A 21,287-nucleotide genomic window follows, 5' to 3' on the forward strand; every position below is an offset into this window, starting at 1 on the left:
ATACCGTCATGCGCGTGAATCGAAACGAGTTGCTCGTAATCGGCCGGCGCGTCCAGCGTTGAGCCTGACTACCTGAGTCGAATACGTCAGCTCGCGTTGCGACGCGCCACCCTCGAACAGCCATGCGCTGTCGGGGGCTTTTTTGTGTTCGGGACAAAAGTCCTGGCATGTGGCCGCTTCGCAAGGCACCACGTGCAAGCACAGTTGTCCGGGGTCTAGTACGAGCAGTTAGGAACGAAGACGGTGAGTGCACCAACCGCACGGCCCGGGCCCTCGGCCCGCAGGCCGGCGCCTTCGGCGAATCAGCAGGCCGCGCCCGCTGGCGGTCCGACCAACGCGGCGAACCGCCGCCAGGTCCCGCCCGAGCGGGTCACCGGCGCGCAGTCCGTCGTCCGCTCTCTCGAGGAGCTCGGCGTCGACACGGTATTCGGCATTCCCGGCGGCGCGATTCTCCCGGTCTACGACCCGCTCTTCGATTCCACCAAGGTCCGTCACGTCCTCGTCCGGCACGAGCAGGGCGCGGGGCACGCCGCCACCGGTTATGCACAGGCCACCGGCAAGGTCGGCGTCTGTATGGCCACCTCCGGTCCGGGCGCGACCAACCTGGTCACCCCGATCGCCGACGCGCAGATGGATTCGGTTCCGATCGTCGCCATCACCGGCCAGGTCGGGCGCGGCCTGATCGGCACCGACGCATTCCAGGAAGCTGATATCTCCGGCATCACCATGCCGATCACCAAGCACAATTTCCTCATCACCGATGGCATCGACATCCCGCGCATGATCGCGGAGGCCTTTTACCTGGCCTCGTCCGGTCGTCCGGGCGCGGTGCTCGTGGACATTCCGAAGGACGTGCTGCAGGCGCAGACCACCTTCAGCTGGCCGCCGGAGATGCGGCTGCCCGGCTACCGTCCGGTGACCAAACCGCACGGTAAGCAGGTGCGCGAGGCCGCGCGGATGATCCTGGAGTCCAAGCAGCCGGTGCTCTACGTCGGCGGCGGCGTGATCAAGGCCGACGCCTCGCCCCAGCTGCTGGAGCTGGCCGAACTGACCGGCATCCCGGTGGTCACCACCTTGATGGCACGTGGTGCCTTCCCGGACAGCCACCAGCTCAACATGGGCATGCCGGGCATGCACGGCACCGTCGGCGCCGTCGCCGCCCTGCAGAAGTCCGATCTGCTGATCACCCTGGGCGCGCGTTTCGACGACCGCGTCACCGGTCAGCTGGACTCCTTCGCGCCCGACGCGAAAATCATCCACGCCGATATCGACCCGGCCGAGATCGGTAAGAACCGGCACGCCGACGTCCCGATCGTCGGCGACTGCCGCGAGGTGATCGTCGAACTGATCGAAACGCTGAAGGCCGACCCCTCCGGTGCGCCGAAGCTGAACCTCACCGACTGGTGGCAGTACCTCGACGGCATCCGCAAGAGTTACCCACTCGGCTGGACGACGCCGAGCGACGGCTCGCTGTCGCCGGAATTCGTCATCGATGCGCTCGGCCGTCTGGCCGGACCCGACGCCATCTACTGTGCCGGCGTCGGTCAGCACCAGATGTGGGCCGCGCAGTTCATCAAGTATGAAAAGCCGCGCACCTGGCTGAATTCCGGTGGTCTCGGCACCATGGGCTACGCCGTCCCGGCCGCCATGGGCGCCAAAATGGGCGCGCCGGACAAAGAGGTGTGGGCGGTCGACGGTGACGGCTGCTTCCAGATGACCAACCAGGAGTTGGCCACCTGCGCCGTCGAGGGCGTGCCGATCAAGGTCGCGCTGATCAACAATGGCAACCTCGGCATGGTCCGTCAGTGGCAGACCCTGTTCTACGAGGAGCGCTACTCCAACACCGATCTGGGCACGCACTCCCTGCGCATCCCCGATTTCGTCAAACTCGCCGAAGCCCTCGGCTGCCACGGCATCCGGGTCGAGCGCGAGGAAGACGTGGAGGCCGCGATCCGCGAGGCGCAGTCCATCAACGACCGTCCCGTGGTGATCGATTTCATCGTCGGCAAGGATGCCCAGGTGTGGCCGATGGTCGCCGCGGGCACCAGCAACGACGAGATCATGGCCGCGCGCGGCATCCGCCCACTCTTCGACGATGACGAGCAGGCCGCCGAGCCCGCCGTCATCCACGAGGCGATGTCGCACGACAAGAGCAAGGGGACCGAACAGTGAGTACGACTCACACCCTCAGCGTGCTGGTGGAGGATAAGCCGGGCGTGCTGGCCCGGGTCGCGGCGCTGTTCTCCCGCCGTGGCTTCAACATCGAATCGCTGGCGGTCGGCGGCACCGAGATCCCGGAGATCTCGCGCATGACCATCGTCGTCACGGTCGAGGATCTGCCGCTCGAGCAGGTCACCAAGCAGCTCAACAAGCTGGTCAACGTCATCAAGATCGTGGAGCAGGACGCCGACACCTCGGTCGCCCGCGAACTGATCCTGGTGAAGGTGCGTGCGGACGCCAGCGTGCGGACCCAGGTCATCGAGGCGGTTACGCTCTTCCGGGCGAAGGTGATCGACGTCTCGCCGGACGCGCTCACCGTCGAGGCGACCGGAACCCGGTCCAAGCTCGACGCGCTGCTGCGGATGCTCGAGCCGTATGGCATCCGGGAGATCGTGCAGTCCGGTGTGGTGGCCGTGGGCCGCGGACCCAAGTCGATCACCGCGACTCGCTGACGCTCGCCGCGGTGGCCGCGCTGTGTTCTTTGGGCCATCCCAAAAGCGGGCTGGCCTGCCGAACCGCTTGAAACTAAACAACTTTCGACAAGAAGAACAAGAAGGGAACCTACAGTGGCAGTCGAGATGTTCTACGACGACGACGCCGACCTGTCGATCATCCAGGGCCGCAAGGTCGCTGTCATCGGCTACGGCAGCCAGGGCCACGCGCACTCGCTGAGCCTGCGCGACTCCGGCGTCGAGGTCCGCGTCGGCCTCGCTGAGGGTTCGAAGTCGCGGCCGAAGGCCGAAGAGGCGGGCCTGACCGTCGGCACCCCGGCGGAGGTTTCCGCGTGGGCCGACGTGATCATGGTGCTGGCCCCCGACACCGCCCAGGCGTCGATCTTCACCAACGACATCGAGCCCAACCTGAAGGACGGCGACGCGCTGTTCTTCGGCCACGGCCTCAACATCCACTTCGGCCTGATCAAGCCCCCGGCCAACGTGACCATCGGCATGGTCGCGCCGAAGGGCCCGGGCCACCTGGTGCGGCGCCAGTTCGTCGACGGCAAGGGCGTTCCCGCCCTGATCGCGGTCGAGCAGGACCCGAAGGGTGAGGGCCAGGCGCTGGCGCTGTCCTACGCCAAGGGCATCGGCGGCACCCGCGCCGGCGTCATCAAGACCACCTTCAAGGAAGAGACCGAGACCGACCTGTTCGGTGAGCAGGCCGTGCTCTGTGGTGGTACCGAAGAGCTGGTCAAGACCGGTTTCGAGGTCATGGTCGAGGCGGGCTACGCGCCGGAGATGGCGTACTTCGAGGTGCTGCACGAGCTCAAGCTCATCGTCGACCTGATGTACGAGGGCGGCATCGCCCGCATGAACTACTCGGTCTCCGACACCGCCGAATTCGGTGGCTACCTGTCGGGTCCGCGGGTCATCGACGCCGACACCAAGAAGCGCATGCAGGACATCCTGCGCGACATCCAGGACGGCACCTTCGTCAAGCGCCTCGTCGCCAATGTCGAGGGCGGCAACAAGGAGCTCGAGGCGCTGCGCAAGGCCAATGCCGAGCACCCGATCGAGGTCACCGGCGCCAAGCTGCGCGGCCTGATGAGCTGGGTCGACCGGCCGATCACCGAAACCGCGTAATACGCGCGAACAGCACGGTGGCCCATCCCGATTCGTCGGGGTGGGCCACTGTTGTTTCGGCTGGGCGCAATCGAAGATTCGCGAAGCAACACCGAGGTGGACTTCGGTGTTTGCGGCATTCGAGGCTATCGCAGATCGGCGTTTCTGGTCGGGATTCACCGAAAACCGATCTTTCTGGAGATAACCTCTCTATCCGATTCTAGTTGCCATGGGTACTCCCCAAAATCGCAGGAAGGATCAGAAATCGTGCGCAGCCGAATAATTGGATTGGCCGCAGCTTTGACGGGAACCCTCATTCTGCTCGGAGGCGGGACGGTCACTGCTCCACATGCATGGACGCAACCGGCGGGGGAGCAGCCGGTCGCCGAGTCCGATTTCTACCTTCCGCCGCCATCGCTGCCGGACGGGCGGGGCACCATCGTTCGCGCCGAACCGGCGGTGGTGGCAATGTCGGCGCCCGGGCAGCCGGGAATGGTCCCCGCCGCTGCGACGCGGCTCATGTACGTCAGCAGTGATACCCACGATGCGCGTACGGCGGTTGTGGGCACGTATCTGCAGCCGAGCGTGCCGTGGACCGGTCCGGGCGAGCGGCCACTGGTCGCGTACGCGGGTGGTACCAAGGGACAGGGCGATCAATGCGCGCCCTCGATGCTGATGACGCAGATCGTCCAGGCGCAGCCGCCGTTGGACATAATCTTCGAATACGATCTGGTGGCGATCCGTTCGCTGCTCAACCGTGGTATGGCGGTAGTGGTGACCGACTATCACGGCCTCGGCACGCCCGATGTGCACGACTATCTGAACCGGAAGGCGCAGGCCTACGCGGTACTGGACTCCGCGCGCGCCGCGCTGCAATTGCCCGACTCCGGCCTCAACCCCGGCACGCCGGTCATTCTCTACGGGTATTCGCAGGGCGGTATGGCCTCCGCGGGCGCGGCCGAACTGCAATCGAGCTATGCCCCAGATCTGAATGTGCGCGGCGCCTACGTCGGTGGGCCGGTGGTGGACGATGAATACTTCATCGGATACAACGACGGTCGCGCTGATTTCGCACCGGCAATCGCCTGGATACTCAACGGAATTGCCGCCGACTACCCGGAAACTCGCCCGGAGTTGGACGCCGAACTCAACGACCTCGGCAAGGCGATCCTGCAGGAATCCCTGGGTAAATGCGCGGTCCCGGTCGGACTTGCCCAGGAGCATCAGAACACGTCCGAGTGGACCACCAGCGGAGAACCGCTTACCGCCGTTATCGATCGGTCCCCGGCGTTGCGGTCGGCATTCGCCGAGCAGCGTATCGGCACACGCGCCCCGGCCGTTCCGGTACTCGCCGCCTCGGCCGTCAACGACCAGGGAGCACCATTTGTGCCGGTGCGCGACGTGGCCGCCGGTTGGTGTGGTGGCGGAGTGCCCGTTCAGCTGGAGTCGAACGCCGAAATTCCCCCCGCATCCGGACTCGTGGGCACCCACGTGATCGCCTTCTTCCCGTCGCTGTTCGCCTCGCAGCAATGGTTGACCGATCGGCTCGCGGGTATGCCCGCTCCATCCAATTGCGCGGCGCTGCCGTAGCGCGGTGATTTTCGGTGCGTAATGCCCGGCGGCGGGTCGGCTCCTGGCCGAAACCCGCCGCCGGCATGCGAATCGAGTACCGCGTTCGATCTAGGGGCCGCGGCGACGATGCGCTCCTCGGCTCAGGAAATTCGTTAGGTCAGAAGGTGGTTTTCGGCAGATTGCTGGCAGTCGGCGCGGGCACAGCTATTCTGGAGCGACAGTTTTACCGCAACGGATTTCGGCGGCCCCACCCCCTGTCAGTGTTGTTCTGTTGGAGGCTCGAGGCACCTATGTCGATCTTCGAGAAAACGGAAAGACGCGACCCCAAACGGTATCTGTGGATACTGGGGTTGATCGCTCCGACTTGCGCCGTACTTCCTTCACAACTCGTGGTCCATACCGGCCTCGAAATATTCTGGTGGATCGGTCCGATCATCGTGCTCGTGGTGATCCCGCTGCTGGACATGGCGATAGGGAATGACGGGAGCAATCCGCGCGACGAGGATTACGAGTCCTTGTCCAACGATCGCTACTACCGGTGGTGCACTTACCTTTTCCTGCCGCTCCAGTTCATCGGCCTGCTCATCGCGGGATATCTCTGGGCGAGACCGGCGCTGAGCATATCCGACAAGCTGGGTTTGGCCGTGACGCTCGGGTTCGTGTCGGGCATCGGAATCAACGCCGCCCACGAACTCGGCCATCGAGTCGAGCACCTCGAACGCTGGCTGGCGAAAATCGCACTGGCGCAATCGGGATACGGGCACTTCTTCGTCGAGCACAACCGCGGCCATCACGTGCGCGTCGCGACGCCGGAAGATCCGGCCAGTGCCCGATTCGGCGAATCGCTGTGGGAGTTCCTGCCGCGCACTATGCTCGGCGGCTTCCGCTCGGCTCTGGTTTTGGAGCGTGAACGCCTTTCCCGCAAGGGAAAGCGCTGGTTCTGCTTGGACAATCATCTATTGCAGGCCTGGTCGATGAGTGTCGCGCTATTCGGCACGCTGATCGTCCTGTTCGGGCCCGCGGTGATCCCGTTTCTGGCGCTGCAGGCGCTGATCGGCGCCGGGCTGCTCGAGACGGTGAACTACGTCGAGCACTACGGCCTGCTTCGCCCGCGCGGTCGCAATGGCAACTACGCGCGCTGCTCCCCGCGTGACAGCTGGAACAGTGACCGTCTGGTCACGAACATATTCCTGTTCCACCTACAACGCCACAGCGACCACCACGCGAATCCGGGGCGCCGCTACCAGACCCTGCGCAGCTCTGAGGAGGCGCCGCAGCTTCCTGCTGGCTACGCAAGCATGATCCTGTTGGCCGCCGTCCCGCCGATCTGGCGCGCGGTCATGGACCATCGTGTCCTTGCCCACTACGGCGGTGATCTCAACCTCATCAACACCAAACCTCGGACCAGGCGTCGCCGCATCTCCGCTCGGTTGCGCCGGACACCTGCGCTGACCGCCACATCGGCGGAGCCGGCTACTCGCCCGTAGCGGCGCGGTTGCCTATCGTCTTCGGGGACATCGGAGTCGGAACCATTGTCTGCCGAACAGATCGCGAGTCGTGAGCATCTCATCCACCACACTTGTCCCCACTTCCGTACCGAGCCCGGCTTCGGCCGGTCGACGTGCCGAGGCCATCCACCGCTTTCTCGTCAAACCGGCCGACGCGGGCATCGCCGGTTCGGTCGACGGCGGCAAGCTACTCGAATGGATCGACAAGGTCGCCTATGCGGCGGCGGCTCAGTGGAGCGGTTGCTACTGCGTTACCGCCTACGTCGGCAATATTCACCTGGACCGTCCGATCGCGGTCGGTGAATTGGTCGAACTGCATGCGAATCTCGTGCACACCGGGCGCACCAGCATGCATATTCTCGTCAGCGTCTATTCGACCGATCCCACGCGACGCAAGCCGGTGCAGACGGCGCAGTGCCTGACGATCTTCGTCGCGATCGACGACAACCGGCGGACCGTCGAAGTGCCGCAATGGAATCCGACGTCGATTCTGGAACTCGAGCGGCATCGGCAAGCGCGAGCGCGCGTTTCGGTTCGCAAGCGAATCGAGGAGGCGATGGCCGCGCAGCAGTACACAGCGGCGGGTACGGCGCCGACGTCGATTTTGCGATTCCTGGCCGCGCCTTCGGATATCAACTGGGGTGGCAAGGTGCACGGCGGTCGCACCATGCAGTGGATCGACGAGGCCGCCTATATTTGCGGTGCCGATTGGGTTGGGCAGCATGTGATTACGTCGTACTTCGGCGGCATCCGGTTCTACCGCCCGATTGTCATCGGGCATATCGTCGAGGTGAGTGCGCGGCTGATTTACACCGGGCCGCGGAGTATGCACGTCAGCGTGCACGTGACGTCGACGGATACGCATTCCGATGAACCGGCGCTCGCCGCGCACGGTCTCGCGGTTGTTGTCGCGGTCGATGGGAACGGTAAGGCACGGCCGGTACGCCAATGGGTTCCGGTTTCCGCGGAGGATGAGGCGCTCGATGCGCATGCGCGCCATCTCATCGAATTGCGTGCCGAGGTGGAGCGGTTCACGCAGGCCAGTGATGTGCCCGCCGATGCCGAGCCCAACCATTTCCGGGTGCCCATGCCGTGACGCGTTGTGGGGGTCGGTGTCCGGCTTCGCGTTGCTGGTCCAGCCTGGGTGAGGCCGGATCGTCCAGGTGGCACTGCGGTGGTGCGGCCTATCTGAGGCCGAGGTCGATATCCGCATTCGGTTCACCCCGGCCCCGGCCGTCCTGATCCAGTCCAAGCCCGCCCCCAAGGCCGCGGTGGCCTCGGACCACCGCGGCACGGGCTGGTGCCTCGTCCAATTAGCTTCTGCGGTAACCCCCGATCTCAGGGTCGGCGTCGTCCTCGGCGAGCGCAGTCGAATTGTGGTGTCGAACGAGCCGCGTTTCGACTGGGCTCGGCGCGCAGCCGGACCGGGATTCGAAGCAACCTATTCGGACGGGGCACTATCTGTTATTCGGTCTGTGCTGGTTGTTGGGGTTCAGCGGGCTGTTCGGGTTGGCCGGGTTGTTGGGGTTGAGCGGACTCATGGGGTTGGCGGGGTTGTTGAGGCTGTGCTCCCACTGATACTGCGGGTTGTTCGGGCTATTCGGGTTGGCCGGATTGTTCGGGTTCGAGGGGCTCATGGGGTTGGCCGGATTGTTCAGGTTGTTCGCCCAGTCGCGGGCTTCCCTGTCCCGCCTGGCCTGCTCGTCCCGCCACGCCTGCTCGCACTCGTCCCGGTGCTCGGCACTTTCGCAGTCAACCGGCTGTCCCGATCCGGCCGAACCCGTTTCCGGTGCGGCCCACGCCGGAATTGCCGAGGCGGTCAGGGGAACAGCGAGAAGAGCGGCCGCCACGGCCGCTTGGGCCAGCATCCGACGAGGCGTCATTGTCATTCTTCCACTCTTGCGTGTCCGCGCCGAAAAAACCCCTGCCACAATCGGATTCAGGGAAATTTCAGTCGAAAGTATGAGCTCGGACGGGCCTGGAGTAGGGGGTGTCCCCGAGGCGAGTCGCTCCGAAGGCGGTTGCCGCCAAACGTTTCTCGGTTCGCCGCCGCGGACAACGGGTTTCATCGTTGTCACATATCGACTGGGCACTTCACACAAGATGGAGCTTCTGTGCGATACACGCTGCGTATGCGCCACCATCGTGGCTTGATTTGCTGTGGCTGAGCGTTTGGTTGTCCGAGCTGGATGCGCAGCTCGCGGCATGAGCTCCCGTTGGACTGCGGGACGCGACTGAATCGCGGTCGGTACCCGATCCATGACAGCGGCCCGGCACCTGTCGCGCCGGGCCGCCTCTCTGGATCAGCTGCTGCCGAATGTTCCGCGGGGGAACAGGTGGCGGGGGAATCGCCACGGGTCGTTCCAGCGGCCCGGGAGATCGCAGTCGTCCCAACGGCCGGGACTGTGGTTCCAGTCGTCGAAGAAGCCGGGGCGGTCGCAATCCCAATCGTTGTTGTGCGGGTGTCGCACCTCGGTCACGCCGGGTTCGCCGGTGGCCGGGTCGGCCGAGGCGGGTATGGCCAGTACGGTCAGCGGGACTGCGGCGAGGGCGCCCGCCATGGCCACCCGGGTCAATCGGCGAGGAGTCGTTCTCGAGAACACCGTGGATCCTTTCTATCTGCGCGTCCGCGGGGACGCCGTCGTTGCTCGCCGGATGCAGGGGATGCCCGGTGACGCAACGATTTGCACGTCCACACTCGGCCGTGACCGGTCGAATGGCAATGGTGCGAACACGATTTCAGGCAGATTCATCCTTTGGTATGACGAGTCCCCCAGACGGTGGGTGTCGGCCTCAGGGATGGAGCGGAAATCCGCTGGTTCTAGACTGTTACCGATGAGTAAGTTCTTTGGCTCGGTCGACGAGGTGACGCGGCGGCTCACCGACGCCGGATACCTGCCCTCCACCGACATCGCCACCGCGGTATTCCTCGCCGGTCATCTGGGCAAGCCCCTGCTGATCGAGGGGCCGGCGGGTGTCGGCAAGACCGAGCTGGCCAAGGCGCTCGCCACCGCCACCACCTCCGACCTCGTGCGCCTGCAGTGCTACGAGGGCATCGACGAGGCCCGCGCGCTCTATGAGTGGAATCACGCCAAGCAATTGCTGCGCATCACCGCCACCGACAACGCGAGTTGGGACAGCACCCGCGACCACGTCTTCACCGAAGAATTCCTGCTGCAACGCCCGCTACTGGCCGCGATCCGGAATCCGCATCCGACCGTGCTGCTCATCGACGAACTCGACAAGTCCGATATCGAGCTCGAAGGACTGCTTCTCGAGGTCCTCGGCGACTATCAGGTCAGCATCCCCGAACTCGGCACCGTGACCGCCGTCCGCAAGCCCTTCGTCATCGTCACCTCGAACGCCAACCGTGACCTTTCCGAAGCTCTGAAACGCCGCTGCCTCTACCTGCACATCGACTATCCGACAGCGGAATTGGAGCGCGCGATCGTCCGCATGAAGGTTCCCGAGCTCGACGAAACCCTGGCGGAGCCGGTCGTACGAACCGTCGCGGCCCTCCGCGAACTGGCCCTGCGCAAACCGCCCTCGATTGCCGAAACCGTCGACTGGGCAAGAACTCTCGTAGCTCTTGGCGCTCGCAACCTCACCGGCACCATCGTCCGATCAACCCTCGGGGTGCTCCTCAAATACCAAGCCGACCACCGCACAGCCATCGATCGCCTCGAGCTTCCGGCAGCCGATCCACACGAACGCAGACCGTCATGACCACCGCTGCCGCGATCCGGGTCGCGTCCGAATGGAGGCGCATGCGATGCACCGCACATGAATGCGTCGCACATCAGCTGCCGCACCGTTTATCGGGATCTTTTGCGGGCGTCTGCGACGAGTGCGGATCGCGCCGACGCGTGGGGCAGGTGGGCGAGGCGGGTCGGTGCCGATCGCGCCGGCGGACGCGGGCGGGCGCGTGTGGTGGCGAACCGCTCTGCGTGCGCTGCGACGATATATCAACTGCCGCACCGTATCTCGGTATCAGCACTTTTCAAGGCGACGGCTCGGGATCCCGACAATGGGTGCGGCCGTGGGAGGGGACCGAGTGGTGACGTCACCCGCGCGGCGCAGCCCTGAGCAGCCCGCCAGCACTATGACCGATCGTTTGGTCGAGTTCGTCGGTTTACTGCGCGAGCACGGCATCTCCGCCGGGCCGAGCGAAACCATCGACGCCGCCGAGGCAATGCTCGCGCTCGGCCTATCCGACCGCAACCGCCTGCGCTCCGGCATGGCCGCCTGCCTGCTGCGCCGCAACGGCCAGCGCGCCGTCTTCGACCAGCTCTTCGATCTCTACTTCCGCACTGCCGAGCAACCGGTGACCCCGTCGGCGTCCGACTCCATCGACGATCTACGCGACCGCCTGGTGGATGCAGTCGCTCGAGACGATCGCGCTGCCGTAACCGAACTCGCCCGGCAGGCACTCACCGCACTTGGTGGCTATGGGGGAGTCGGCGCCGGCGAGCCCTCGCGCCCGGTCACCACCGCATCGGGTGCGGGCTGGTCCTCCTATCTGACCATGAAATCCCTACGGCCAGAAGAACTTGCCGATCGCATCGTCGAAACTATGGGCACCGATCTCGACACCAGCGTCCGCACCATCGAAGCCGACCGTCGCCTGCGTGAATTCCGCACCGCCGTCCAAAACGAGGCGCGCCTGCGCTCCGCCCAACTCCGTGGCACCGAGTACATCGCTCGCCGCGGCGTCGAATCCAGCACCGACCAGGTCGACTTCCTCGGCGCCCGCACTCAGGACCTCGCCGAAATGCGCCGCCTGGTAAACCCTTTGGCCCGCAAACTCGCCACCCGCCTCGCCGCCCGTCGCCGCAAGGCGGTCCGCGGCCAGATCGATATGCGCCGCACCCTGCGTCGCTCCATGGCCACCGGCGGCGTGCCGATCGACCCGGTTCTTCGTGCCCGCAAACACGGCCGCCCCGACCTGGTCGTACTCGCCGACCTATCCGGCTCCGTAACGGGTTTCGCCGAATTCACCCTGCAACTCGTCCAAGCGCTGCAGGACCAATTCAGCAAGGTTCGCAGCTTCGGCTTCATCGACACCTGCGACGAAATCACAGCCCACTTCACCCCCGGCGAACCCCCGACCCCGGAATTGGCCGCACGAATCATCCGTCATACCAACGTCGCCCGCTTCGGCAGCAGCAACTACGGCGAGGCCTTCCAGGGCTTCGTCGACAACTACCTCGACGCTCTAGGCCCTCGCACCTCCCTCTTGATCCTCGGCGACGCCCGCACCAACCGCACCGACCCCAATCTCCCCGCCCTGCAAACTATGTCCTCGCGGGCCAAGCATGCCTACTGGCTCAATCCGGAGCCAGCCCGTTCCTGGTCCGCCGGCGACTCCGCCGCCCACATCTACGCCGACCACATCACCATGCACGAATGCCGCAACGTCAAGCAGCTGGCAGAGGTAATCGGGCGGCTCCTCCCTGCATGACGCGGGGCGTCGATGGCCGATCATTGCCGTGAGTTGTGTACAGCTGCGGCACAGGTCGATATACCCGTCAACTGCGAAGAGTCGACTGGTCGGCAGTGGTCGTACCGGGCCGAGTCCTGGCCAACCGACTGACGGACTGTGTCAGGGGTTCCGTGTCGCTGTGCCCCGCTCGTGGACAGCCAGAATGACTGCGCTGACGGTTGCCAGGTCGATTGCCGCGAATTCTTTCACCGTGCGCCTGCGCGCGCCGGTATCAGCCGAAGATCGGCATGACCGTATCCACAACGGATTCGATTGTGGGCAGTCCCGCGATCACATCAGGCGGACTCAGATGACGTTGCAGCGCCCGCTGATGCGCGGCCCCGACCAGTAGTAAAGCGGCAGCTCGTAGATCTACCGATTCAGGCACGCGCCGGTCGGCGTGCGGCATCGACAGATGTGCGACCACGGCGTCGACCGCACGATGCGGCCCGATATCCAACTCCCGACTGCGCTCCGCGAACTTCGCGCGCAACTCCACATCCGACTGCACCGCAGCCATCACCGGAATGGTATCCACGAAAAACTCCTCCAACGCCTCGACCAGCGCCACCAGCCCCGCCCGCAACCCAGGCTCCTCCTCGACCTCCCCGAGCACATCCTTCACCGGCCGCAAATGCCGCTGAATCACCGCCTGCAACAACCCCATTCGATCGCCGAAGTGATAAAAGATGCTCGACTCGGCCACCCCCGCCCGCTTCGCAACCTCCTTCGTGGACAACCGAGCCACCCCCGCCTCCAGCAAAATCTCCTGCGCCGCAACCACAACCGACTCTCGCACCCCCGTCGGAGGCCGCCCCCGCTGCCCGCGCGTCGCCCGCGCACCATCCGCAGCTTTCGCCACCGCAACCTCCTCTTCACACCGATCAGCCCTTGCAGTATGCCCCACCCGGGCGTATTTTCTGAGTATCTACTCAGTAATTACCCGATCACCGGAGCCACCCCCATGACCAGCACTAAAACCCCCACCACCCAATCCCGCATCCAACGCACCGGCGACGCCATCGTCCGCTTCATACTCCGCTCCCCACTACACCCTCTACTCAGCAAACGACTCCTCATCATCACCGTCTCCGGCCGCAAAACCGGCCGCGAATACGCCAACCCAGTCGGCTACGCCGAACACGAAGGCCACCTCCTCATCGGCACCGCCGCCACCTGGCGCCACAACCTGATTCCGGGCGTTCCTGTCCGAATCCTCCTGCGCGGCAACCACCTCCAAGCCACCCACGAAGTCATAACCGACGAACCCCGAGCCGCCACCCTCTACCGCGAAATCCTCACCCAAAACCCAACCCACGGCCGCTTCGCCAAAATCCACCTAGACCCCGACGGCACCGTAAACCTCCCCACCCTCCGCGCAGCCCTATCCCGCGGCACCGCCATAGTCCTCCTCCGCCCCCTGTGACCTGCCATGATCTTCAGCGCTGCCCCACAATTGCTCGGCCAACTGGTCCGAATCCATAGTCTTCGCGCCGACAGCGATCGTCAGAGCCCTCAGGCTGGCAACCGATCCGCTGACCGCGAAGACCTGCCGCGCAGCTTTGGCGAGACGAACGTCAGCGTCCACTATGAGCGTGCCCCAGCCGAGTCGAGTGTCGGATGCCTCGATGGTCGACAGCACGAATCGCTTGCCGCGTCTTCCCTGAATTGTGTCTGAGTCGAACGCTATTCTGACTGGGGTGCTACCCGCATCACCTGGCCCGTGTGTTGCGCGGATCTTGTGAGCAGGAGAGTCGGCGGTTGGTGCACGCACGCTTTGCTCCGACTGCGGCAATGATCGGGGTTCGGCAAGGTAGTTAGGGGAGAGCTGACAGATGGCCCGTATTCGCGAGATTGTTCCCAGTACCCAGAACGTTCGGGCGCACAAGCTCGATGACGCCGTCAGCTGTCAGTACAAAGTGATCGAGGATCCTGACGGCGCAACCCTGGTCCACCTATCGACGTTCGGATCCGAACAGCGCGAGTCTCCACCCAAGAGCAGCCAGTCGATTCAGCTCAACCGCCAGAATGCGGCAGAGCTGATCTCCATATTGAGCGCAGCGTTCGGGTTCGCTTGGCGGCCTAGGCACGCTGCCGTCGTGGAGGATCAGCCTGCAACCGATACCGAGGCCCATATCGAGCCCGAGTTCCCCGATGCCACCGACGAGCTCGCCGCGCAGTTGTACATGCCGAAAGAGTGGCTGCAGGAGTGCATCGACCTGCTCCGGGACCGACCGCAACTGATCTTCTATGGTCCGCCGGGCACCGGAAAGACCTATCTCGCAAAGGCTATCGCGAAGCATCTGGCCGGTGCAGAGCACGTCAAGATGGTGCAGTTCCACCCTTCGTATTCATACGAAGACTTCTTCGAGGGGTTCCGTCCGGTCGAAACGGAGAACGGTCAGATCGCGTACGACATCCACCGGGGACCGCTGCGCCAACTGGCTGCTACTGCGCGAAAAGATCCAGAGAATCTGTACGTCCTCATCATCGACGAGGTCAACCGAGGGAATCTATCGAAGATCTTCGGCGAGCTCTACTATCTGCTGGAATATCGGGATGAGAGCATAAATCTGCTCTACTCGGACAAGGTAGAAATGTTCAGCCTGCCGAAGAACGTGCTGATCATCGGAACGATGAACCGAGCCGATCGCTCTGTCGCGCTGGTCGATTCGGCGATGCGACGGCGTTTCGCCTTTGTGCATTTGCACCCGTCGAAGGAACCGATAAGGAGCGTGCTGCGGAACTGGCTGAAGGACCATGGGGAAAACGAAGTGATCGCCGATATCGTGGATGAGCTGAACGAATCCATCGCTGATGAAGACTTCAAGATCGGCCCTTCGTACTTCATGCGCCGAGGCACCACTTCCAAGATCGGGATGGACGTTGCATGGCGCACCACTGTTCTGCCGCTGATGGAGGAGTATCACTTCAATACCGACATCGACGTGCACGATAGATATGCTTTGGCAAAGATCGAACAGCGTGTGGCTTCCCAAGACGCTGAACCGGACACCCAACCGTGACGCTCACAGTCGATCTTGTCGAGCATGGTCGGCCGGGAACGGTCGATCTTTCGGACGAGCAGTGTGAAGCCCTCCGCCGTGTCAAAATCGCTGGGATAAGTCCTATCTCGCGTGGCAGGTACCGCATCAAGCCCGGACAAAAGGTTGGTTCGGTCCGGCTGGGCGGTGTACAGATCAACGTACGTCCGAAGATCGCCGAGCTGAATCGAATTCTGTTCTTCATCGGATACAGTTCGAATCCGGCGATCTGGCGAGACGAGTTCGTCCGACTTGCCAAGGCTGACGGACTCTTTCCGGCGGTCGCGGAATCGTTTGTCCGCTTGGCTTCCGATGCTTTCGGGCGTGGCCTGTTGCGCGGCTACCGCTCTACCGCGGACTCGCTGTCGGTGGTTCGGGGGCGGGTTCGATTCCAGGAGCAGATCACCCGAAATTATGGGTTGCCGGTCCCGATCGCCGTCGAGTACGACGACTTCACGGCGGATATTCCGGAGAATCGGGTCATCCTGCTCGCCGCGTTACGCCTGCTCAGCATGCCGGATATCGGCATCGGCGCGCGGCAGCAGCTCAGTCGCATACGAGCGATCCTGGACGAGATAACGATCGTTTCACCTCGTGAACGAAGACCGGCGTACGGATTGAACCGACTCAACCTGCGCTACCGCGATATTCTCGGGTTGTCCGAAGTGATCCTCGACAACAGTTCGTTCGGCCAGCAGCACGGGCCGCTCGCTGTCTCGGGCTTCGTATTCGATATGTGGAAGATCTACGAGGACTTCGTCACCGGCGCGATCAGCATGGCGATGCAGCAGTTCGGAGGACATCCGAAGACCCAAAAAGACCACTACATGGATGCGGCATCGAGGATCAAGTTCATCCCGGACCTCGTCTGGTGCAATGCTGACGGCGACCCGCTGGCGGTCGTGGACGCGAAGTACAAGGCCGAGAAGCCGAAGGGCTTCCCCGAAGTCGACCTTTATCAGATGCTGGCTTACTGCTCCGTTCTCGGTTTGAAAGAGGGGCACCTGATCTACGCGAAAGGCAACGAGCCTGCCACCACCCACGCCATCAAGACCTGCAACATCACCATTCATTGCCATGCGCTCGATCTCGCTCTGCCACCGAATGCTCTGCTGAAGAACATCGACTCGTTGGCACGCACGATCCTCCATAAGTAGTTTGTGAAGAATCCCATTGGGCCTGCGTTGCCCGATCCGGAGCCGGCTTTCTCCTGGTCTGCCAGTCTTCCTTCCCAAGGAACTTCGTTCGAGAGCTCGTCAAGCCGGTCGACATCGTTGTCGCGCTCGATATATTGGCCGCCGGGTGTATCTGCGTATGCGACCAGCAAGATGCCTCGAACTGCCGGAGAGGCGGCGGAGAGGTTTGAGTCTCGGGTGCTCTTCCAGTCACTCCAATTCCATCCGACACCTGCGTCGACGTTGAATATGGTTGCTTCGTGCTCGACCCCGTTGACGAATACCTGTGTTTCTGTGGGCCCATCCGGATCTCGGACAATGACCACCTCGACATTTGGTATTGAGCGGCACCCGGTCAGCCAGTTCATCCAAGCGGTAGCAATCATTGATCCTGTCCTTCGTATCGCTTCAGAGCGTCGATGGTGAGGTGTGCGAAGTCAGCCCGCAGCAGTTCTGAGCGGCAGAATGGCGATTGGTTGTTTTCGTCTGTGTCTCCCCTAGAGATCGGCCAGCCATCCTCGCCGACCTCACACCACGAACCATCCGCCCGGTGGAGAACCGGCCTGCTGTCCGAGGGGGCCTGTTGCAGCTTCTCGGCGGAGTCCTCGTGGAACAGCACAAGCAGCGCCCTTACCGAGGGCGCGATTGGATCTGGTGGACAAGGAAACTCGGGCATTGGTCCTAAGCTCCCGGCGTCCCGCGGCCGATGTCGGCCGGATTCAGCAGTGCCGCCCAGTAGTCATGCTGCAGGGCGTCCCACAGATCGCTGTGTTTTGGAAGCATCTGTCGCGCGTCGGTCAGGTCGGGGTATGCATCGAACAGGATCGTTCCTGGTTGCACGGCTGGGAGCGGGGTCTTCGATGGCAGTCGATGCGCTGTGAATGATTCGGGAATCAGCTGCACCCGCAGGATGCGGGTAGTGAGCCCGATCAACTGCCACATCGCGACTTTGTGTCCGTCTCGGGTTTGCGTGGTACGCAACGCGGTTCGATGCATGATCAGGCCTTGCATTCCTGGTGTTCGGTGCCAGAACTTACTGCAGCTCGAGATGGAGCTGATTGGGCCGCCCATCGTTCGACGGCGGCGGCAACGCGGGTGACGAGTTCGACTGGAGGCAGGTCGATCAATCGTGGCGGTGCGTGGTACTGACCCCGAATGCGTTGCGGCAGTTCTCTATTCATCGCAGCCCCTCCCCTTCTGGCATCTGTTGTCGTGTGGTGCGTGCAACGACAGCGGTCTTGGCTCCTGCCGGGGGGACTGCTGTCGGCGCGACTCTTAGGCACGTCTTCAGCATCGATCAGTTGCGGGGGGCGTTCCTACTGCGTTTCGGGGACGTTTGGGACGCTTCAAGATAAGGTTCCTACCGTCCGGAGGGCGGAGGGGGCGTACCGTGAACCATGCTTTGCGACAGGCCATGGCGAAGGCCAAGATCACCGAACAACAGCTCGCCGAAAGATGTGAAGTCGACACGAAAACGGTTAATCGATGGTTGGCAAACCCCACGCGCGTACCGCACGCCCGTCACCGTTGGGTGGTATGCGAAGTTCTAGAAGCTGAGGAGGCAGTCTTGTGGCCTTCGGCTGTGCGCCTAACCCTGAAGACCGGGCCGGATCGCGAAGTCGTCCAAGTCTTTCCCTACCGCTCCGCCGCACCGGCCTCGCTGTGGCGATCGTTGATCACCAAAGCCAGCAGTGAGCTGACGTTTGCTGGCTACACCAATTACTTCTTGTGGCTGGAACAGGCCAATCTGGCCGATATCCTTCGCCGCAAGGCCGCGAACGGTTGCCGCATTCGCTTCCTGATCGGCGACCCGAATGATGATGTAACCCGAGCCCGCGAACGCGAAGAGGATGTCCCACTGACATTGTCGACGCGTATCGCGGTGACTATCGGCGAACTGCACAAGCTGCGGGGCGTGGACAGCATCGCGGGCCGTTTCACGAACGGGCATGTCAACCTGTCGGTCTTCCGCTTCGACAACGACATGATCGTGACACCGATTCTCGCGCGACGAGTCGGCCATGACTCGCCGATGTTCCATCTCAAACGTGAGCAGGATGACGGTATGTTCGACCGATTCTCCGATCATGTCGAAGACTTGTGGTCCCGAGGCCGCAACATTTGGGAGACGACTGAGCATGGCACGACGTGATTACGAGAACGATCCCAATGCGCCCAAAGCGAATAGCCTGGTGCCCGCAGCTTCGGTCGTCGTAGTCAACGACAGCGGTCAGATCCTGCTGCAGCGTCGGGTGGACAACGAGATGTGGGCATTGCCGGGGGGAAAGATGGAACTGGGCGAATCGCTCGCCGAGTGCGGTATCCGGGAGACCAAGGAAGAAACCGGCATCGATGTCGAAATCACGGGGATCGTCGGCACCTACACGGACCCCGACCATGTGTTCGCCTACGATAATGGCGAAGTGCGACAAGAGTTTTCGATATGTCTCCTCGGACGGCCACTCAGCGGAACTATTCACGTGTCCGATGAATCTACGGAAGTGGCCTGGTTCGACACAGGTGAGATCGACACGCTCCCCATGGTGGCGAGTATTCGCAAACGGATTGATGACTGGCGATCTGGAAAGGCTCCTATCGTCAGGTAAGTGTGACATCTTCCGAGATGGGCGCAGGCGAAACGAGTCCTACGAGTGCGCGCGATTGGATCTCGGAATCAGAAGTGGCACTCTGCCTCCCGGTGATCGGCCTTGGTTGCCGCCCACGAACTCGACCGAAACCGGGCCTACCACCGCATGACGGGGAGGCCTCAGTGGCCGGTGTGTTTGTGCTGCCAGGCGGCCAGCGCGAAGGTGGCTACTCCCAGTAGTAGGAGCAGGACGCCGGAAGTCATTAAGCGGGTGGAGATTTGGGACAGGCGGGTGGAGCGGGAGCGGGTGGTGAAGTAGGCGTCGGTGGGGAGGTTGTCGCCGATGAAGCAGGATTTGGCGGCTTGGGTGGCTTTGGTGGCGAGGGAGTCGGTGGCTACGGATGCGGCCAGGGCGGTGACTGCGGCTGTGATGCAGAGGATCGAGATGGTGGCGAGTGCGGCGAATGGCATGAGATCCCCCGAGTTCGGCTTCTAGAGGTCAGTGGGTGGTCGCGCTGACTACGAGAAGTGTTGCAGTGGGGTGTGACATCTTTTGCGGTACAACAGGTTCGTGAGCGGACGTCGGTTTGTGCGGTTCGAAGCTGCGGAGGCGAACCGGCATGGGCGGTATCCGGGGGTGTTCGCGCTGGTCAATGGATTGGCGCGGGCGGGGGTGTTGACGGGGGAGCAGGAGCGGTTTCGGCGGCTCAACAATGATTGGTACAACGCCGATCTTGTTGATCCGAGTGACGTGGATCCTGGGATCTACGACCGTGCGGTTCATCCAGGAGCGGCGTCGTGGTTCAAGGTGGCGGCTGTGGAGATGATCGCACGGGTGGCGGGGTATCTCGCGATCCTTGACGCGCACGGCGTGGGGTGGGTGCGGTTGGATTCCGATGCGCTAGGGGAGATCCTGTACGAGGATTCGAATCAGGTGGTCGCGGTGCGGCGTTCCGGACCGACGCTGGAGTCGTGGTGACGGCGGGTCTCAGTTGTCACCAGCTGTGGCCATGAGCACGGCATTCGATGAGCGTTGCAGGCGCCAGTTGTGACCGATTACAGCTTGCTGCTGGAGGAAAGCCCAGTGCTACGGGGGTCGGTCAGCGGCGGATTTCGGTCAGGGCAACTGGCCGGTTCTCGTGTCGCGAAAGTTCGCATGCCTCAGCGATATAGAACGCTTCGAGGGCGTCGGCGGGTGTGCAGGGGTTGGCGAGTTCACCAGATACCACGGAGAGGAACGCCGCGAGCTCGTCGGTGTAGGCCCGACGAAAGCGTTCCATGAAGCCGGGATAGGCGGGGTATGGCGAAGGGACATAGTCGGGTTCGACGGAAGTCAACGGTGAGCGGTCGTCGAGACCGACGATGGCGTTGCCGCGGGAGCCGAGGGCTTCTAGGCGGACGTCGTAGCCTGCGCCGTTGTAGCGGCTGAGGGAGACGGTTGCCAAAGTGTCGTCGTCCAAGCGCAGCAATACCGCGGCGGTATCCACATCGCCTGCGGCGGAGAAGAACTCCTCGCCGCGGTTGGCGCCGGTCGCATAGACCTCGACCACTTCGCGCCCGGTAACCCACCGGATTATGTCGAAATCGTGCACTCCGCAGTCGCGGAACAAACCTCCGGAGCGCGGAATGTATTCGGCCGGTGGGGGCGACGGATCCAGCGTGGTCGCGCGCAAAGTGTGCAACCAACCGAGGGAACCGGAGGTGATGGCGGCTCGGGCGGCTCTGTAACCGGCGTCGAAGCGGCGTTGGAAGCCGATTTGGACTGGAACGGTGGAGTTTTCGAGGCGGATGATGACGTCGAGGGTGCCTTCGATATCGGCGGCTACCGGCTTTTCGCAGAAGACGGGGATGCCCGCGTCGACGGCGCGGGTGATGAGTTCGGGGTGGGAGTCGGTCGCGGTCGCGATCACAAGGCCGTCAAGGGGTGCGGCGAGTAAGGCATCGATATCGGAGACCGCTTGAACGCCGAGCTTTCCCGCGACGGCAAAGGCGCGTTCGGCGTCGGCATCCGCGACGATGACGGTGTCGACACCGGGCAGGTGTTTCAGCGTTTCGGCGTGGGAGGTGCCGATACGGCCGACACCGGCCAGGCCCATGGTGAGTGCAGATGTCATCGGCTCTCCTTCGGGTGAAATAGCGC

20 protein-coding genes are annotated in these 21,287 nt (G+C 63.3%); 14 read left to right on the top strand and 6 right to left on the bottom strand.

Annotated elements, in window-relative coordinates; all coding sequences use genetic code 11:
• The first annotated feature begins 243 nt into the window (after positions 1–243).
• The 6 genes from ACQPYR_RS10640 (at position 244) to ACQPYR_RS10665 (ending at position 7,955) form a co-directional block, all read left to right on the top strand.
• A complete protein-coding gene (locus tag ACQPYR_RS10640) occupies positions 244–2,172 on the top strand; it encodes an acetolactate synthase large subunit (protein ID WP_433630601.1) in 1,929 nt (642 codons plus the stop codon).
• Positions 2,169–2,672, top strand: coding sequence for an acetolactate synthase small subunit (gene ilvN, locus ACQPYR_RS10645; RefSeq protein WP_040693551.1), 504 nt, complete (start codon positions 2,169–2,171; stop codon positions 2,670–2,672). Before ACQPYR_RS10640 ends, ilvN begins: the two co-directional genes overlap by 4 nt.
• A gap of 126 nt (positions 2,673–2,798) precedes the next feature.
• Complete coding sequence (gene ilvC / locus ACQPYR_RS10650; RefSeq protein ID WP_174566238.1) at positions 2,799–3,800, top strand: ketol-acid reductoisomerase; 1,002 nt, start codon at positions 2,799–2,801, stop codon at positions 3,798–3,800.
• Positions 3,801–4,046: 246 nt separating this feature from the next.
• Complete coding sequence (locus ACQPYR_RS10655; RefSeq protein ID WP_433630605.1) at positions 4,047–5,369, top strand: lipase family protein; 1,323 nt, start codon at positions 4,047–4,049, stop codon at positions 5,367–5,369.
• Between the two features lie 272 nt (positions 5,370–5,641).
• Positions 5,642–6,838: an alkane 1-monooxygenase gene (locus ACQPYR_RS10660; RefSeq protein ID WP_433635090.1), complete on the top strand. Its 1,197-nt coding sequence runs from the start codon at positions 5,642–5,644 to the stop codon at positions 6,836–6,838.
• Between the two features lie 70 nt (positions 6,839–6,908).
• Positions 6,909–7,955, top strand: a complete 1,047-nt coding sequence (locus ACQPYR_RS10665) for an acyl-CoA thioesterase (RefSeq protein ID WP_433630608.1) — start codon at positions 6,909–6,911, stop codon at positions 7,953–7,955.
• Between the two features lie 361 nt (positions 7,956–8,316).
• Here the strand turns inward: ACQPYR_RS10665 and ACQPYR_RS10670 are convergent, their stop codons facing one another.
• Positions 8,317–8,748 carry a hypothetical protein gene (locus tag ACQPYR_RS10670; RefSeq protein ID WP_433630611.1) on the bottom strand — a complete coding sequence of 144 codons (432 nt, stop codon included), beginning with the start codon at positions 8,746–8,748 and terminating at the stop codon, positions 8,317–8,319.
• A gap of 414 nt (positions 8,749–9,162) precedes the next feature.
• A complete protein-coding gene (locus tag ACQPYR_RS10675) occupies positions 9,163–9,462 on the bottom strand; it encodes a hypothetical protein (RefSeq protein WP_433630614.1) in 300 nt (99 codons plus the stop codon).
• Between the two features lie 232 nt (positions 9,463–9,694).
• On the opposite strand from ACQPYR_RS10675, the gene ACQPYR_RS10680 reads away from it, so the two are divergent.
• On the top strand, positions 9,695–10,585 hold the full coding sequence (locus tag ACQPYR_RS10680; protein ID WP_433630616.1) for an AAA family ATPase: 891 nt from the start codon (positions 9,695–9,697) through the stop codon (positions 10,583–10,585).
• Positions 10,586–10,913: 328 nt separating this feature from the next.
• Positions 10,914–12,320 (top strand): vWA domain-containing protein, encoded by a 1,407-nt coding sequence (locus ACQPYR_RS10685; RefSeq protein ID WP_433630618.1) that lies wholly within the window; start codon positions 10,914–10,916, stop codon positions 12,318–12,320.
• A 253-nt stretch (positions 12,321–12,573) separates the two neighbouring features.
• Here ACQPYR_RS10685 and ACQPYR_RS10690 read toward each other — a convergent pair whose 3' ends face one another.
• Positions 12,574–13,203, bottom strand: coding sequence for a TetR/AcrR family transcriptional regulator (locus ACQPYR_RS10690; RefSeq protein ID WP_433630621.1), 630 nt, complete (start codon positions 13,201–13,203; stop codon positions 12,574–12,576).
• A 102-nt stretch (positions 13,204–13,305) separates the two neighbouring features.
• Between ACQPYR_RS10690 and ACQPYR_RS10695 the strand changes: the two genes are divergently transcribed.
• From ACQPYR_RS10695 to ACQPYR_RS10705, 3 genes are all read left to right on the top strand, one after another.
• Positions 13,306–13,767, top strand: a complete 462-nt coding sequence (locus ACQPYR_RS10695; RefSeq protein ID WP_433630623.1) for a nitroreductase/quinone reductase family protein — start codon at positions 13,306–13,308, stop codon at positions 13,765–13,767.
• A 409-nt stretch (positions 13,768–14,176) separates the two neighbouring features.
• Positions 14,177–15,367 (top strand): McrB family protein, encoded by a 1,191-nt coding sequence (locus ACQPYR_RS10700; protein WP_433630625.1) that lies wholly within the window; start codon positions 14,177–14,179, stop codon positions 15,365–15,367.
• Complete coding sequence (locus ACQPYR_RS10705; protein ID WP_433630628.1) at positions 15,364–16,542, top strand: McrC family protein; 1,179 nt, start codon at positions 15,364–15,366, stop codon at positions 16,540–16,542. Before ACQPYR_RS10700 ends, ACQPYR_RS10705 begins: the two co-directional genes overlap by 4 nt.
• A 699-nt stretch (positions 16,543–17,241) precedes the next feature.
• On the opposite strand, the gene ACQPYR_RS10710 is transcribed toward ACQPYR_RS10705, so the two are convergent.
• Positions 17,242–17,556: a hypothetical protein gene (locus ACQPYR_RS10710; protein ID WP_433630631.1), complete on the bottom strand. Its 315-nt coding sequence runs from the start codon at positions 17,554–17,556 to the stop codon at positions 17,242–17,244.
• Between the two features lie 394 nt (positions 17,557–17,950).
• Between ACQPYR_RS10710 and ACQPYR_RS10715 the strand changes: the two genes are divergently transcribed.
• Complete coding sequence (locus ACQPYR_RS10715; RefSeq protein ID WP_433630634.1) at positions 17,951–18,712, top strand: hypothetical protein; 762 nt, start codon at positions 17,951–17,953, stop codon at positions 18,710–18,712.
• On the top strand, positions 18,699–19,166 hold the full coding sequence (locus ACQPYR_RS10720; RefSeq protein ID WP_433630637.1) for an NUDIX domain-containing protein: 468 nt from the start codon (positions 18,699–18,701) through the stop codon (positions 19,164–19,166). The genes ACQPYR_RS10715 and ACQPYR_RS10720 overlap by 14 nt, the downstream gene beginning before the upstream one ends.
• Positions 19,167–19,327: 161 nt before the next feature.
• On the opposite strand, the gene ACQPYR_RS10725 is transcribed toward ACQPYR_RS10720, so the two are convergent.
• Entirely contained in the window at positions 19,328–19,618 is a 291-nt protein-coding gene (locus ACQPYR_RS10725; RefSeq protein WP_433630640.1) for a hypothetical protein, read from the bottom strand.
• Positions 19,619–19,718: 100 nt separating this feature from the next.
• Here ACQPYR_RS10725 and ACQPYR_RS10730 point away from each other — a divergent pair, with 100 nt between their 5' ends.
• Entirely contained in the window at positions 19,719–20,126 is a 408-nt protein-coding gene (locus ACQPYR_RS10730; protein ID WP_433630642.1) for a hypothetical protein, read from the top strand.
• 121 nt (positions 20,127–20,247) lie between these two features.
• On the opposite strand, the gene ACQPYR_RS10735 is transcribed toward ACQPYR_RS10730, so the two are convergent.
• Complete coding sequence (locus tag ACQPYR_RS10735) at positions 20,248–21,261, bottom strand: Gfo/Idh/MocA family protein (RefSeq protein ID WP_433630644.1); 1,014 nt, start codon at positions 21,259–21,261, stop codon at positions 20,248–20,250.
• Positions 21,262–21,287 lie beyond the last annotated feature (26 nt).

It is taken from the genome of Nocardia sp. CA-120079 (assembly GCF_050955745.1).
Lineage (GTDB): Bacteria > Actinomycetota > Actinomycetes > Mycobacteriales > Mycobacteriaceae > Nocardia.